At 45.2% G+C, this 14,556-nt stretch carries 13 protein-coding genes; 2 read left to right on the top strand and 11 right to left on the bottom strand.

Annotated features, from left to right (window positions below; genetic code table 11):
- Positions 1-9: 9 nt before the first annotated feature.
- Genes ATL39_RS02975 through uxaC form a run of 4 tightly spaced genes read right to left on the bottom strand, consistent with a single transcriptional unit; the run spans position 10 to position 4,375 of the window.
- The gene (locus ATL39_RS02975) at positions 10-858 is read right to left on the bottom strand and encodes an SDR family oxidoreductase (RefSeq protein ID WP_120191796.1); all 849 of its coding nucleotides are present in this window, start codon (positions 856-858) and stop codon (positions 10-12) included.
- A complete protein-coding gene (gene uxuA / locus ATL39_RS02970; RefSeq protein ID WP_120191795.1) occupies positions 858-1,922 on the bottom strand; it encodes a mannonate dehydratase in 1,065 nt (354 codons plus the stop codon). The genes ATL39_RS02975 and uxuA overlap by 1 nt, the downstream gene beginning before the upstream one ends.
- A gap of 17 nt (positions 1,923-1,939) precedes the next feature.
- Positions 1,940-2,935, bottom strand: a complete 996-nt coding sequence (locus ATL39_RS02965; protein WP_120191794.1) for a sugar kinase — start codon at positions 2,933-2,935, stop codon at positions 1,940-1,942.
- 39 nt (positions 2,936-2,974) lie between these two features.
- Complete coding sequence (uxaC, locus tag ATL39_RS02960; RefSeq protein WP_120191793.1) at positions 2,975-4,375, bottom strand: glucuronate isomerase; 1,401 nt, start codon at positions 4,373-4,375, stop codon at positions 2,975-2,977.
- Positions 4,376-4,468: 93 nt separating this feature from the next.
- On the opposite strand from uxaC, the gene ATL39_RS02955 reads away from it, so the two are divergent.
- Positions 4,469-5,653: an ROK family transcriptional regulator gene (locus tag ATL39_RS02955; RefSeq protein WP_170146820.1), complete on the top strand. Its 1,185-nt coding sequence runs from the start codon at positions 4,469-4,471 to the stop codon at positions 5,651-5,653.
- 12 nt (positions 5,654-5,665) lie between these two features.
- Here ATL39_RS02955 and ATL39_RS02950 read toward each other — a convergent pair whose 3' ends face one another.
- The 5 genes from ATL39_RS02950 to ATL39_RS02930 form a co-directional block, all read right to left on the bottom strand.
- A complete protein-coding gene (locus ATL39_RS02950) occupies positions 5,666-6,964 on the bottom strand; it encodes a TRAP transporter large permease (RefSeq protein WP_120191791.1) in 1,299 nt (432 codons plus the stop codon).
- Positions 6,961-7,452 carry a TRAP transporter small permease gene (locus ATL39_RS02945; protein ID WP_120191790.1) on the bottom strand — a complete coding sequence of 164 codons (492 nt, stop codon included), beginning with the start codon at positions 7,450-7,452 and terminating at the stop codon, positions 6,961-6,963. Before ATL39_RS02945 ends, ATL39_RS02950 begins: the two co-directional genes overlap by 4 nt.
- Position 7,453: 1 nt before the next feature.
- Entirely contained in the window at positions 7,454-8,443 is a 990-nt protein-coding gene (locus ATL39_RS02940; RefSeq protein ID WP_120191789.1) for a TRAP transporter substrate-binding protein, read from the bottom strand.
- Between the two features lie 18 nt (positions 8,444-8,461).
- On the bottom strand, positions 8,462-10,810 hold the full coding sequence (locus ATL39_RS02935; RefSeq protein ID WP_120191788.1) for a TIM-barrel domain-containing protein: 2,349 nt from the start codon (positions 10,808-10,810) through the stop codon (positions 8,462-8,464).
- Positions 10,811-10,967: 157 nt separating this feature from the next.
- On the bottom strand, positions 10,968-11,963 hold the full coding sequence (locus ATL39_RS02930; protein WP_170146819.1) for a processed acidic surface protein: 996 nt from the start codon (positions 11,961-11,963) through the stop codon (positions 10,968-10,970).
- Positions 11,964-12,107: 144 nt separating this feature from the next.
- On the opposite strand from ATL39_RS02930, the gene ATL39_RS02925 reads away from it, so the two are divergent.
- Positions 12,108-13,505 carry a DHA2 family efflux MFS transporter permease subunit gene (locus ATL39_RS02925; protein WP_120191786.1) on the top strand — a complete coding sequence of 466 codons (1,398 nt, stop codon included), beginning with the start codon at positions 12,108-12,110 and terminating at the stop codon, positions 13,503-13,505.
- Positions 13,506-13,542: 37 nt separating this feature from the next.
- On the opposite strand, the gene ATL39_RS02920 is transcribed toward ATL39_RS02925, so the two are convergent.
- Positions 13,543-13,878 (bottom strand): hypothetical protein, encoded by a 336-nt coding sequence (locus ATL39_RS02920; RefSeq protein WP_120191785.1) that lies wholly within the window; start codon positions 13,876-13,878, stop codon positions 13,543-13,545.
- Positions 13,879-14,041: 163 nt separating this feature from the next.
- Entirely contained in the window at positions 14,042-14,545 is a 504-nt protein-coding gene (locus tag ATL39_RS02915) for a ferritin (protein ID WP_120192006.1), read from the bottom strand.
- Positions 14,546-14,556: the final 11 nt, after the last annotated feature.

The raw sequence follows: 14,556 nt of genomic DNA, 5'->3' as shown, positions 1-14,556 counted from the left end.
CTTCCTTTCCTACACACCCGAATATGCCATAAAGCCGCCGTCTACAGGTACGGTGATACCTGTAACAAAAGAAGAGTAGGCTGGATCGACGAGCCATAGCAGCGTCCCAATTAAATCTTCCGGTTCGCCGAATGTTTCCATCGGCGTCTGCGACATGATTTTCTGCGAACGTTCTGTCAGTTCTCCTTCTTCGGTCAGTAATAACTTCCGGTTTTGGTTTGTTAAAAAGAAGCCCGGGGCAATTGCATTGCAGCGGATGTTCTGTTTGGCCATATGAACGGCCAGCCACTGCGTAAAGTTATCTATTCCTGCTTTAGCTGCGCTGTAGGACATCACTTTCGTCATAGGGCTTGGTGCGCTCATCGAAGAGATGTTAATAACGCTGCTCCCCTTTTCGGAAAACATATGTTTCATAAATACCTGTGTAGACAATACGGCGCCCGTAAAATTCAAATCAAACACGTGCCGGATTGCTGTTTCTTCCAAATCGAAAAAAGAATTCTTTTCGGGATTTTCTACGTCTTCCCAATCAAACGCTTCTTCAGAAGTGGACGCATTAGGGTGATTACCTCCTGCTCCATTGATTAATATGTCATAGACAGGATAGATTTTTTGTATCTGCTCATTCACCTGTTCAATATCTTTTTTATCCAATACATCGCACGCAAATGCGACGGCTTCCCCATTTTCTCTCGTAATATCGTCCGCAACAGCCTGCGCATTCTCCAGCTTTCTGCTTAACACAACAACCTTTACTCCCTGGCGTCCAAGTGCTCTTGCCATTTCTCCGCAGAGAATGCCGCCGCCTCCTGTCACAATTGCCGTTTTCCCTTTAAGTGTTTCGTGATTGGCAAACATTATATCCTCCTTTTTTCTCTTTCGTCCCATATACCAAGCATATACATAATGCCTAAAGCTCTGTCATACAAACCGTATCCCGGACGACAGCTTTCATTCCATAAATGCCTGCCATGGTCCGGGCGGATGCAGCCGGTATAACCGATATCATGATAGGCTTTTATAATGTCGGTTATCGGCACGGAACCGTCCTGTTCTCTATGAGATGTTTCAATAAAGTCTCCGTTTGGATACCGGTATACATTTCTTACATGAGCGAATGCAATATTGTCTTTAAATTCATGGATCATTGCAGGCAGATCATTTTCCGGCAGGGCCCCGAGTGCGCCGCTGCAAAGCGTCAGCCCATTGTATTTACTGTCTACAAGACTTACGATTCGTCTAAGCTGTTCATGTGTGGACACAATCCGCGGCAGATTGAAAACAGACCAGGGTGGATCATCCGGATGTACGCCGAGCGTAATCTCATGCTCTTTGCAGACGGGAATGACCCGCTCGAGAAAATATTGCAGATTATTAAACAAATCGTCTTCCGTTACTTCTTCATACTGCTTGATTACCTGTTGAATATGAGCCAGTCTTTCCGGCTCCCATCCAGGCATTGTGAAATCAGGGTTTTGCAGCACTCTTTCCACGAGCTGCTCCGGCGTTACATCATTTACTAAATCTTTTTCATAAAATAACGCAGTCGATCCGTCTTCCATTTCCCTCGCTAAGTCGGTCCGGATCCAATCGAATACCGGCATGAAGTTATAGCAGATCACTTTTACTCCCGCTTCCCCAAGATGTCGGATCGTTTCGATATATGCATCAATATACCCATCCCTGGAGGGAAGGCCAAGCTTGATATCTTCGTGTATATTCACACTTTCCACCACATCCGTTTTAAAGCCATAGGATTGTATATAGTTGACTTCTTCTTCTATTTCCTTCTTTTCCCAGCGCTCACCTGCCTGTTTGTGGTGCAGCGCCCATACAATTTGAGAGGTACCGGGAATTTGGCGGATATCAGCCAGACTTACGCTGTCATTTCCCCTCCCATACCATCGAAATCCCATCTCCATTTTTTTGCCTCCTTTAATTATCGAACAACACCGCTGCCATCCTGGCTTTGGATGAACGCTTCGACGTCTTCTTTTGCTAAAACAAAGGCGTCGCCATCAATAGAATGGGCTAATACCCCGGCGGCGGCTGCAAATTGAATCTGGTCTTCCTGGCTTCTGCCCGCATGATGTACCAATTGATACAAAAGCCCGGCGGCATAAGCATCTCCTCCTCCAATTCGATCGTGGATTGTTACATCAAAAGCAGGAGAATAAGCCGTTCCTTTTTGTTTATGCATTACAGATGCCTGCAGCGTATGCTTTGTATTGGAATAGGTGGTTCTTGTCATAGACGCAAAGCATTCGATATCATATTCTTTCATAAAAGAAGTAACCAGATCAGCCTGTTCTTCTTTTCCGTATCCAAGAATATGTGTTAAATCTTTGGAACTGCCAAAACATATATCCACGTAAGGCAGAATTTCCTGAAAAGCCTGCTTCGCTTCATTTATTTCCCACAGTTTACTTCTGTAGTTAAAATCAAAGCTGATGCGGATGCCCCGGCGTGAAGCCTCTTTCACAACGGCGAGAGCCGCCTGTCTTGCTGTGGTCCCTAGAGCCAGCGTGATCCCGGTCGTATGAAGAACATCCACTCCTTTAAACAGTTCATCCCAGACCAGATTCTCCGGGGTCCACCCGGTAAATGAAGAAAATGCTCTATCATAGGTTACTTTCGATGGCCTTTCGGATGTCCCTTTTTCCACAAAGTAAAGTCCTACCCGGGAGCCCTGCCGGGCAATAAAAGACGTATCGACACCCTCTTTCCGTAAAGCAGCCAGTGCCATTCCCCCAACAGCGTTATCGGGAAGGGCTGTCAAAGTACGGGCGTCTCCTCCGAGGCTGCTGAAAGCGACGGCGACATTCATTTCCGCCCCTCCAACATAAACATTCCACTGATCTGTCTGCTTCAGCGTCCGCTCTCCGGGAGGGGACAAGCGGATAAGCAGTTCTCCCAACGTAACAATTCGTCCCATGCTTTCCCTCCTGTTAACTACGTATTTTATCAATCGATATTAGGATCCAATGGAAAAATAACGTTTCGCATTGTAATAGCAGATGTTTTCTACATATTTTTTTAATAATGCTTCATCGTTCGGCGCTTTTCCTTCTTCGACCCAGCTGCCGATCATATTACACAGTATTCTTCTGAAATATTCATGCCTGGAAAAAGAAAGGAAGCTTCTGGAATCTGTGAGCATGCCGATAAAGTGATAAATCAGTCCGATGTTGGCAAGAGAGTTCATCTGTTTTTCCATTCCGTCGATATGATCGTTAAACCACCAGGCGGTACCGACCTGAATTTTCCCCGGCAGGCTGCCGCTTTGAAAATTCCCTGCCATGGACGCCAGAATATCGTGATTGTTTGCGTTTACGCTGTAAAGAATAGTTTTAGGCAGTTTTTGTCTGTATTCCAGCTGATCGAGAAGCATTGCCAGTTTTTCTGAAACGGCACCATCGCCAATGGAGTCAAATCCGGTATCTTTTCCTGCGATCTCCAGCATTTTCTTATTATTGTTACGCTGCGGATGAAGATGAAGCTGCATCGCCCAATCCTTGTCAGCGTATTTCTCGCCTAGAAACAGCATAATATGCGTCTGATACTGCTCTGCCTCTTTCTGGGACAAAGTCTTTCCCTGTTTTCTTTTCTGAAACACAGCAGCTGCTTCTTCTTTCGTTGTTTTCTCAAAAAACACGTGCGAAATACCGTGGTCGGCGCTTCGGCATCCCATTTCATCGAACCAGTCAATACGATTTTCCAGTGCATCCAAAAGCTGATCGTAGCTTTGAATGGACATGGCGGTGGTCTGTTCCATTCTTTCTATCCAATTCAAGTAATCCGACTGCTCAATAAAAATAGCAGGGTCGGCCCGGAATGATGGAGATACTTGAAAATCGCTGTGCCCCTGCAGTTTCTTATGGGAAAGCAGCGGATCGGCGGGATCATCTGTCGTGCCGATAAATTCCACTTTATCCTTTTTCAGCAGGGACTGAACCGAGTATTCCGGGGACTGCAGTTTTTCTTTTGTACTGCTCCATATTTTTTCGGCTGTCTCTTCGTTCAACAGGTCCGTAATACCGAAGTAACGTCTCAATTCCAAATGGGTCCAATGGTAAAGCGGATTTCCAAGCGTTTTTGGTACCGTGCCAGCCCAGGCCATAAATTTCTCATGATCCCCGGCGTTCCCTGTCACGTAAGCTTCCTCTATTCCGTTGGCACGAAGCGCTCTCCATTTGTAATGATCTCCGTTCAGCCAGATTTCCCCTAAATTTTGAAACGATTTATCCTCTGCAATTTCCTCTGGAGGCAGGTGGTTGTGGTAATCAATAATAGGCAGATGGGCAGCCGTCTCGTGATACAGTTTTTTGGCAGTATTCGTATTTAATAAAAAATCTTCCTGCATAAATGTATTCATTGTATCTTCTCCTTTTCATTTGTTTACTAGACAAACTAAAAATTATATAATGACAGCAATCGCTGCCATACTCTGGCGCCTGGAGGAATGTATATGAATACCGGAGATACCCACTACATTAAACGTATGAATCGACGAATTATTATTGAAAATGTAATTAAACATGTCTCCCTTTCCCGAAGTGAATTATCACGCATCACGGGATTAAATAAAGCAACGATATCTTCCCAGGTTGGTGAACTGATGGAAGAAGGACATATTGTAGAACGAGAAACCGGCGCTTCTGTCACAAGAGGCCGAAAGCCTATTATGATCGAGATTAATGAACGTGCCGGCTTTACTATTGGCATCGATATTGATGAACAGGTTACCAATATATTGTGCTGTGATTTGAAGGGACAGCTTATTCACCGGCAGTCCGTTGCGCTGGATACTCATTACTTTGATGAGATGACAGAATCCCTTTTACACATACTAAAAGAAGATATTCTCCCTGCCGTCTCCCTGCTTCAGGAGATTCCATTAGTCGGCATTGGCGTCGGTATTCACGGTATCGTAAATAATGATCATCAGATCGTATTTACTCCCAAGCAGGAATGGGCAGATGAAGATATCAAAAGCAGGCTGGAGCAGGAAATGAACGTTCCTGTTTTTATCGATAACAGTGCAAATTTATCCGTCTTCGCGGAGCAGGTCTACTATGAGCAGGTATCTGATTTGTTCTGCCTGACTCTTCATTCCGGTATCGGCCTTGGTATCATCAAGGATTTCGACATCTACCGGGGATTCCAGGGCTTCGCCGGCGAAATCGGCCATATGATTGTCGAACCGAACGGCCTTCCCTGTCCCTGCGGCAATCATGGCTGCTGGGAGCTGTATGCTTCCAATAAAGCTCTTTTAAAAAATCTGCATCAGGATGCGGCACAATTATCAACAGAAAGCATGGCCGCCTTATTTCATAAGGAAGTTCAAGGAAGCGTTCTGGATAACTATTTAGACTATTTGGCTCTCGGATTAAATAATGTTATTAATATTTTTAATCCGGAACGTATCGTTATTAACAGTGCTCTCTTCTCCGCCCGCCCGGAACTGCTGGCGGCGTTAACCAGCCGGTTCCAGTCTAAATTCAACAACTACGATGAGCTGAAAATCTCCCGGCTTAATGAAGATGCCTGTGCGTATGGAGCTGCCGCTTTAGCTTTTAAGGGATTTTTTGATATTACGATTGTTGACCATTCCAAGCGGCACTCCGAAAAAATGAACGTTGACCTGGTTTAATTCAGTCTGGCGTTATAACAGATCAAACAATCCTGGAAGGAAGAGACTGATCTGCGGCACAAACGTAATAACAACAACCATAATGATCAGTACGATAAAGTAAGGCACCAGCATTTTTATTACATCTTCCAGCCTGGCTTTCGCTACGCTCGTTCCGACAAACAGTACGCTTCCTACAGGAGGCGTAATATTACCAATACACAAGTTAAACGCGATGATAATACCAAAGTGTACCGGATCGACTCCAAGCTCTGTAATCACCGGGAAGAATATCGGCGTAAAGATTAATACGGCCGGTGTGATATCCATGAATGTTCCCATGATCAGCAAAATCAGGTTAATAATTAACAGCAGCACGATCGTACTTTCTGTAAGAGACAGCAGACTTTCGCTGATGCTGGATGGAATGCCCGTATAGGACATAACCAGAGAAAACAACGATGATGCCGTGATAAGAAATAAAATCATTCCGGTAATTTCAATTGTTTCTTTAAAAATCGTTTTAAATTCCTGTACTTTCAACTGTTTATAGATAAGAGACAGAACCAGCGCATATAGTACCGCTACCGCTGCACCCTCTGTAGCTGTAAAGATACCAGCTACAATACCTCCGATAACAATGACGATTAAAAGCAGGCTGGGGATCGCATCGATCGCAATAAACGCGCGGTCCTTCCAGCTGATTTTTTCCGATACCGGATATTTCCTTTTTTTCGCATACACGTATGCTACAGCCATAACAGCTAATCCCCATAAAATACCCGGCAGATACCCGGCCATAAATAAAGCCGCTACAGATGTTCCACCGCTGACGAGCGAGTAGACAATCAGCATCGAACTTGGGGGAATAAGAAGTCCCGCAGGCGCTGATGCGATGTTTACCGCCGCTGTGTATGTCCGGGAATAGTTCTGGCGGAGCGCCATCGGCGTCATAATCCGTCCCATGGCAGCCGCTGCGGCCACACTCGAGCCGGAAATAGATCCAAACAGCATATTGCCGACCACATTTGTATGAGCGAGTGAACCCGGCATGCGTCCTACCAGCACTTTCGCTAAATTAATTAATTTGAAGGCGATGCCGCCGTTGTTCATGATCGTACCGGCTAAAACAAACAGCGGAATAGCCAGTATCGTAAAATTATCCACTCCTGTTGCGAGTCTTTGCGCAGCTGTAATGATAGAAACATCAAACGGAAGCACAAGACTGATCGTTAACACAGAACTCAAAGCAATGGATAGGGCAATGGGTACGCCCAGCAGCAGTAGAATTCCTAAAATACCAAATAGCATGAGGCTGGCTAATAAAGTCATTGACCCGTCTCCTCTCTATTTTCAGAATATGTTTCCGGTGTAACCATATGAGTGACAGCATAAATCGTCATAAACAGTCCGGAAACCGGCAGTGCGCTGTATACGAAAAGCATGGACAATCCTGTTGCCGGTGCTACTTCTGTATACGTATAGGAAAGCAGCCAGCTGCCCCCTGCGATCATGACCCCTACTCCGAAAACAATCCATAATATGTTTACGAATCTATTCAGTCCTTTCTGCCAGCCGGCATTCAGCTTTTCTTTAATAAAAGTAATCGCAATATGCTGCTGCTGTCCGAGAACATACGTCGCGGTAAGAAGGGTAAACCATATGAGCATAAAGCGGATAATCTCTTCACTCGTGGTGCTTGGAGCATCCAGAAAGTACCGCGCAATCACCTGCCATATGGACAGTAGTGTCATCGCTGTAATCAAGAAAGCATTCGCAGCTAAAAGTAGTTTATCCAGCGTTTTTTTGACCTGTTTCACCTTATGATTCCTCCTTTATCCTGGAATAAATATCTGCAGTATCAGGATTTTCCTGGAATTGTTCGTGAAGTGGCTGCACAGCGTCAATAAACGTCTGCTTATCGATGTCGTAGAATGTAACATCCATTTCCTCTTCAGCAATCGTCACTGATTCTTCTACCATTTCTGCCCAGAGTTCTTCGTGGTATTCCGTCGATTCTTCTGCAGCTTCTTCAATAACCTGCTGCTCTTCTTCTGTCAAATCACTGTACATTTCGTCGTTCATGATCAGCATATCCGGTACAATCGCATGCTCCGTGAAAAAGTAATTTTTCGCTACTTCTCCGTGGCTGCTGTTGACTAAAGCAGTTTCATTATTCTCAGCTGCGTCAATAACACCGGACTGCAGCGCCGTATAAACTTCTCCATAGCTCATCGGTGTCGGCGTGCCGCCAATCGCTTCAATCATTTGAACGCTGGTCCGGCTGGGCTGTACTCTTGTTTTTAAACCAGCCATATCTTCTGCACTTTCAATGATGCGGTCCTTTGTATACATGTTGCGAACGCCTGCATCATAATACGTGAGACCTCTAAATCCAATATCCGTCGTGTTGAGATAGATCTCATCGGTTATCTCTTCGTTCGCCATAATCTGCTTAAAACTCTCCTGGCTTTCAAACATATATGGAAGGCTGAAAATGGAATAGATCGGATCAAACCCCTCCAGCGCACTTGCGCTTACTTTTGCAATGTCCACGGTTCCGAACTGGGTATTTTCTATAACCTCTCTTTCACTGCCGAGCTCTCCGTTAGGATAAACATCAATGACAAGTTCCCCGTCTGACTTTTCGTCCACCAGCTCAGCAAACCGCGTCAACGATAAATGAACAGGGTGATCCGTAGGCTGATTATGAGCAAGTGTTAACTCTTTTGTCTCTTCTTCTCCTGCTGCCTGCTGGCATCCTGCTGTTACGAGAAGCAGCAGAAGCAGCCAAATATAATTTTTTTTCATCGTATGTTACCCCTCTCATTATGTGTGAAATAACGCTGTTTCTTCTCCATTGATCCAAAGCGTTCTCGTTTCAGAGGAAGGCATATGAAAAGCAAACTGCTGCGGCCTACCTTCTGCCGTTTCCGTTTTATGAACAGAAACAGAAATGGCAGAATCACTTGTTTCCATAGTCATATCAAACTGAGCGGTTTCTTCTTTTCCATCTGCTTCCGTACTGGTGCAGTAGGAAAAAGAAACGCTGGTCCCGGCTGCTGCCGGATACAGCTGTACCCGTACCTGTGTTTCTTCTTCTATAGGAAGAATGCTCCCGCCTTTTACCATAACCGGGGTGTACTCCAGTGGGGCAGGCACCGAAACGTCCTGCCCTCCTTCATACCATTTTTCCGTATAAAGGTCGTACCATCCTCCATCGTGTGTTGGAAGGTATACCGTCCTCTCCCTCTGCTCCGGTTCGACAATCGTGCAGACAAGCAGATCCCCGCCAAGCATGAATTCATCATTCTCTTTGTATGTGACCGGATCTTTTGGAAAGTTGTAAAAAACCGGCCGCACAATCGGTTCATAATCGGTTGAAGAATGATTGCCTATCGAATATAAATAACCGGACAGCCGGCGGTGCCAATTCATGGTTCCCGACACTTTTTCCGTAATTTCCGGATACATCCACGGTTCATTCACCGTGTTGTCATCGTTCCAGGAATGAATGGTAAAGCGCGGATAATAAATATTGCTCTGAATCCAGCGCAGAAGAAGTTCCGGCTCCGGTGCCCCTCCGGCAAAACCGCCGGTGTCGTGGCCAAAGTTGTAAACACCGGAAAGACTGAGTCCAATCGCCATTTTTATGTTGTACTTTAATGTGTGCCAGCTCGTGTCGTTATCGCCTGTCCATGTCTGCGCATATCTGCCGATTCCTGCGCTCCCCGATCTCGTAACGAGAAAAGGACGGCGCCCAGGGTCATGTTCGAGCTGGGCTGCTAAAGAAACTTTGGTCATCAGCATTGGAAAAATCGCACGATAATCCTGAAACCTTCCCTTTTTGCCGAACAAATCAATAACCGCATCCGGATCCCAGACTTCAAATTCATTGTTATCATTCCAGGTCGAGTCGATTCCGTTATGAAGCAGCTGTTCTTTTACATTTTCTTTCCACCATGAAATCGTTTTTTCATTCGTAAAGTCCAAATAAACGCCAAGGTCGTCCCAGAACTGCTGCTGCAATGGTTCTTCGTCTTCATTTTTAATCGTCATTCCCTGCTCGGAGGCTTCTTTGAATTTAGGATGATTAACAAGCAGGCTCGGTTTGATGTTAGCGATAATGTTTATGCTTTCTTTATGAAAATCCTCGGCAAATCGTTTAGGCTCCGGGAATTTCTCCCGGTTCCAGTGAAAGACATACCGTTTATCCTGAATGGACGTGTAACCGGAGGACAAATGAAAGGAAGAGCACGGAATATTGTGCGTTCTGCAGTTTTCAATAAATTCTCCAAGACGTTCCTGGGACCGTGGTTCATCTGTATAGGTCATCGTTGAGCCTGAATAGCCGTAGCTCCATTTAGGCATTCTCGCCGGCCGCCCGGTTAACCAGGAGAAAGTTTTCGTTACTTCAGGCACGTCCGGTCCCAGAATAAAATAATAATCCAGGAATTCAGAGCGTGTTTCAAAATAGCGATAGCTGCCATGATAGTTATCTTTTTCCTTGCCCAGATCGAAAGCGCATTCATTATAATCATCGTAGTAGAGTCCGTAGGCCAGACCGCTTGATTCTGAGTACGTGACGTAATAGGGAATATGTTTATATAGTGGATCTGTTTTTTCCGCATCATATCCCATCGCATCGATGTTAAGCATGCGGTAACGTTCCCCGTATTTATTAACGTTTCCTGTTTTTTCTCCAAGACCGAAATACAGCTCTCCCGGTTTTCTCGTCAGATAATGAGAAACTGGTGCTTTTTTGGCAATTTGAAAAAAATAAGCCTGAGTGCTTCGATCTTCTGCTGCCCATACCTCCTCTTTTGTTTCGTTATCTATCGCATACCATGTGAGATGCAGGTGTGTTTTATTAATAACCAGCTTAATCTTCTCTGTAGTAAGAATCAGCTGCGTATCATTTTCCTCCAGCTGATAAGAAGGCCGTTCAAAAAGCTCTGAAATCTCCTGCCGGTCCACTCCTTCCAGCGGCATTTCTGTGTCCCCGGGGGCAATTGCCCAGGAATGAATGGGAATCTCCGGGGAATGTTTCGTTACCGTAGTTCTAATCACATCTGCCTTTAGAACATAAATGGAGACATATACTTCATAAAACGGGGAGTGCAGCGTAAGCGCGTTCATTTCGTTTTTTATCATGTGAAAGGTAGTATCTGTCGTCATTAATAAATCACCCTTTTTTAATTTGTTTACTAAACAAATTAATTATTTCCTTCATGATAATGCTTTTTGAATCGTTTGGCAACTAGAATTTTTAGACGTCTTCGTTTGAATTTGTTTAAAAAAATGCCCTGCGAAGGTTTTCTTCACAGGGCATTTTTTATGCAGTCTTTTTTCTAGATAGTAAAAGCAAAAATCCAAGAAAAGCTGCTGTCAGTCCGCCGAGCACGTAAAATAGGCTGCTTCCAGCCGTATCAGGTAGTATACCGCCCTCTTTCTCAGCAGATACTGATGGTTTTTCTGCAGAACCGGAAGGAGCGGCGGCGATGATTTGTTCGGAGGCTGCCTCTTCCACAGCAGGCAGTGCTTCCATACCGCCGAATTCTTCAATAAACGCTGTATTAATAAACAAGTCAGCAAGCAGCGTTCCTTCCGTGTCGTAGATCTCTATCCACAGTACATCGATTGTCCAGCTTTCCATATCAAGCAGGTTGTTAAAAGAAAGGTCTTTTTTCTCCCCGGCGGTTTCCTCGGCAAATGAAACAGATATCTGCAGCAGACTCAGCAACTCATTCCACCAGCTCGCGAAGGTTTGTTTCTGCTCTTCCGTCCATACCAGCTCTTCCATCCATTCTGAAAAATCACTGGAGTCGTCCAGCAGGCTGAACAGCTTTTCTTCAAATTCTCCGGTCTGCTCTGCTCTCTTCTTAAAATGGGCCGTCAGTGCATCTATTTCCGCCGACGTTAAGCCAATTTCTGAAAAATCATCTTCCCATACTTCCTCTTCCCATTCTTCATCGTAGGGAAGATACTCATACAGGTCATCTGTAAACTTCAAATCTTCCAGCACAAGGCCGTCTTCTGCCAGACGTTCATCCAGCTCGTTTCTTGTCATATCAAATTCCTCTAGAAAAGCTGCCGCTGACTCTTCTGTCAGCTCTTCTCCGAGAAATTCCTGCAGTTCCTTCAGCGTTTCAAATTCATTAAGCGAAGTGTCCCACCCCTGCAGATAGGCCTCCATTTCTGTTTCTGTCCAGCCCAGATGCTCCAGATAGGATTCATATGCTTTACCGGACGGAGCTGCAGACATATTCTCCGCTGGCAGTGCTGCAAATAAAAGCAGGGCCGCAGCAAAAATAGTTATCCATTTTTTCATGTTTCTGTCTCCCTTACATAATATGTATTCTTTTTTATTATACTGTTTCATTATCAAAAAGAAATATGTAAAAAAATGGTACATCCTGCATTCCTGCCTTTTTTTCTCCTCCTTCCTTGTTACAATAAGAAAGGATGCTTTTAAATGGAGGGGACGGACATGATGACGCTTAGTACCGCGCAGAAACGGCTGATTATTTTTATCGTAGTTGGAGGAAATTTTTTGTTTTTGTTTAATCAGTTTCTTTTGATTACGGCGTTCCCTACGCTGATGCAGGAATTTGCTGTTAACGCAGCCCAGGTCCAATGGCTCACCACTGCGTTTCTCTTAACGTCTGCGGTCTTTATCCCGATGAGCGGCTATTTGATTGACCGGTTTACGACGAGAAGCCTTGTGCTGACCTCGTTTTTGTTTCTGGCAGCGGGTACGCTTCTCGCGCTTATGTCCGAAAGCTTTGCCATACTTATTCTGGCCCGGATCATTCAGGCAGTCGGAGCTGGAATTATGCTGCCCCTTGTACAAACGGTGCTTCTGCTTATTTTCCCTGTGAATCAGCGCGGAAAAGCGATGGGCCTTCTCGGTCTTGTTATGAACGTAGCACCCGCCACCGGACCCGCAGTTTCGGGCTATATTATTGATATGTACACGTGGAAGCACTTGTTTTGGATTATTCTTACGCCAACTCTCCTGCTGCTTCTTTTAGCCGTTTTTTTCCTGAAAAATATAACAGAACAGCGGGAAACCCGCTTTGACTTTCCTTCCGTGCTGCTTTCTACCATCGGCCTGACCGGCCTTCTCGTCGGTTCAAGCTATATCAGTACAGAAGGTCTGCTGCACTGGGTCGTCTGGCTGCCGATCATAGCAGGAGCTGCCAGCCTGTTTGTTTTCGGCAGACGGCAGCTGCAGTTAACAGCTCCTATTTTGAACGTGCGGGTTTTTCGTTATCCGGTTTATGCTCTTACGACAGGATCCGTCTTTTTTGTAGGGGTGCTGCTTTTATCAACGGAAACCATTCTGCCTCTGTTTGCCCAGGATGTCCAGGGCAGCAGTGCTTTTGTTTCCGGCTTCCTGTTAATGCCCGGGACCGCTATTCTCGCTTTCATGTCTCTTGCCGGCGGGATGGCTTATGATAAATACGGCGGCCGCCTCTTAATCAATACGGGCTTTGTCCTGCTGATTTCGTCTGTTATTCTATTCGCGTTTCTCCAGCCGGATACATCCATCTTATTTATCATCGCTGTATTCTGCCTGTTTATGGCAGGTATCGGGATGACGATGATGCCTCAGGTCGCAGCCGGCATGAATGACCTTCCCCGCGAGGAGCTGGCCCACGGCACCGCTCTAAGCAGTACCATCCGCCAGTTCGGCATGGCGCTCGGCGTTACGCTGCTCTCCACTATAGTCAGCGCCGGCGGCGGACCGGATATGAACTATCAGGAGTCACTGTTTCTTGGGATACGTCAGGCTTTTATCGTGATGGTCTTACTCGCCGTTATGTCTTTTTCCCTATACCGGCTGATTCCGCTTATGAAAAAAACATAAAAAAATCAGCCGGGGATATTCTCCTCAGCTGATCTTTTTATCCGGCATGCAACGCATGCAGGGTTTTATATTCAGTAGCTATGATGCCTTCCTTGGTTAACTGCCATTTTTTCAGTTCAAATATTGACTTGGATCTCAGCCAAATTGGAAGACAATCGTTTTTTATCGTTTTTGTCACGCGCAGCGGACGTTCTTCGAGCTGGCGCACATAATACAGCTGATCTTCGCCCCACTCCCAATTTTTATAATAGGGAAGAAAAAGATAGTTGTCGTTTAGCGCTTCATATTCATCTGCGCTGATAATTGATTGATTAAACAGACGAATCCAGCGTCCCTGGTACTTGCATTCTACATAATAAGTATACCCTCGCATGATGCATCTCCTTTGCTCATGCCTTTATTTTACCATAAATTATCCTTAAAACTAGTACTTTAGTCAGTATATAATACCTATTTATTCACTAAAAACAGACTAGGCTTATTTGCGCAGGCATAAAAAAAGAAGGCCGCAGCCTTCTCTTTTATACTGTATTCATTTAATCTTCCGGGGTAAATGAGCGCTTCGCGAGCTCCTGGTCCATCATAATAAACGCGTTACTGTCCTGGTCAATCCGGTTCAGCTTTTGAATCAGGTTGTCAAAGAGTGCCTCTTCTTCCACCTGCTCATTAATAAACCAGTTCAGGAAAGTCATTGTCGCATGCTCTCTCTCATCAAGAGCAATATCGGCCAGGTGATAAATACGCTTCGTCACTTCTTTTTCCTGAAGCAGGCTTTTTTCGAAGCAGTCAAGCACGCTGGAAAAGCTGTTGTTTGGCGCAGTGCTGCCTTCGACCATCACACGCTCGCCCATGTCATTTAAAAAGTGGTAAAATTTCATCGCATGGTATCGTTCTTCCTCTGCCTGCACAAGGAAGAAATTTGCAAATCCATCCAGTCCCTCTGCCGAGCAGTAGGCTGCTGTTGCCAGGTAGGCATTGGCAGAATAAAATTCATAGTTCATTTGATCGTTTAAGTTCTGCTTTAATGTTTCGCTGATCATATGATCTTCCT

It is taken from the genome of Sinobaca qinghaiensis, assembly GCF_003610495.1.
GTDB lineage: Bacteria > Bacillota > Bacilli > Bacillales > Marinococcaceae > Sinobaca > Sinobaca qinghaiensis.
The sequence above is the reverse complement of the archived record's forward strand: the minus strand, read 5'-3'. Positions and strand labels throughout refer to the sequence as shown.

What these genes read in the sequence shown, in the direction of transcription:
- ATL39_RS02975 (WP_120191796.1), bottom strand. Translation starts at nt 858, where the DNA reads ATGTTTGCCAATCACGAAACACTTAAAGGGAAAACGGCAATTGTGACA.
- uxuA (WP_120191795.1), bottom strand. Translation starts at nt 1,922, where the DNA reads ATGGAGATGGGATTTCGATGGTATGGGAGGGGAAATGACAGCGTAAGT.
- ATL39_RS02965 (WP_120191794.1), bottom strand. Translation starts at nt 2,935, where the DNA reads ATGGGACGAATTGTTACGTTGGGAGAACTGCTTATCCGCTTGTCCCCT.
- uxaC (WP_120191793.1), bottom strand. Translation starts at nt 4,375, where the DNA reads ATGAATACATTTATGCAGGAAGATTTTTTATTAAATACGAATACTGCC.
- ATL39_RS02955 (WP_170146820.1), top strand. Translation starts at nt 4,469, where the DNA reads ATGAATACCGGAGATACCCACTACATTAAACGTATGAATCGACGAATT.
- ATL39_RS02950 (WP_120191791.1), bottom strand. Translation starts at nt 6,964, where the DNA reads ATGACTTTATTAGCCAGCCTCATGCTATTTGGTATTTTAGGAATTCTA.
- ATL39_RS02940 (WP_120191789.1), bottom strand. Translation starts at nt 8,443, where the DNA reads ATGAAAAAAAATTATATTTGGCTGCTTCTGCTGCTTCTCGTAACAGCA.
- ATL39_RS02935 (WP_120191788.1), bottom strand. Translation starts at nt 10,810, where the DNA reads ATGACGACAGATACTACCTTTCACATGATAAAAAACGAAATGAACGCG.
- ATL39_RS02930 (WP_170146819.1), bottom strand. Translation starts at nt 11,963, where the DNA reads ATGAAAAAATGGATAACTATTTTTGCTGCGGCCCTGCTTTTATTTGCA.
- ATL39_RS02925 (WP_120191786.1), top strand. Translation starts at nt 12,108, where the DNA reads ATGGAGGGGACGGACATGATGACGCTTAGTACCGCGCAGAAACGGCTG.
- ATL39_RS02920 (WP_120191785.1), bottom strand. Translation starts at nt 13,878, where the DNA reads ATGCGAGGGTATACTTATTATGTAGAATGCAAGTACCAGGGACGCTGG.
- ATL39_RS02915 (WP_120192006.1), bottom strand. Translation starts at nt 14,545, where the DNA reads ATGATCAGCGAAACATTAAAGCAGAACTTAAACGATCAAATGAACTAT.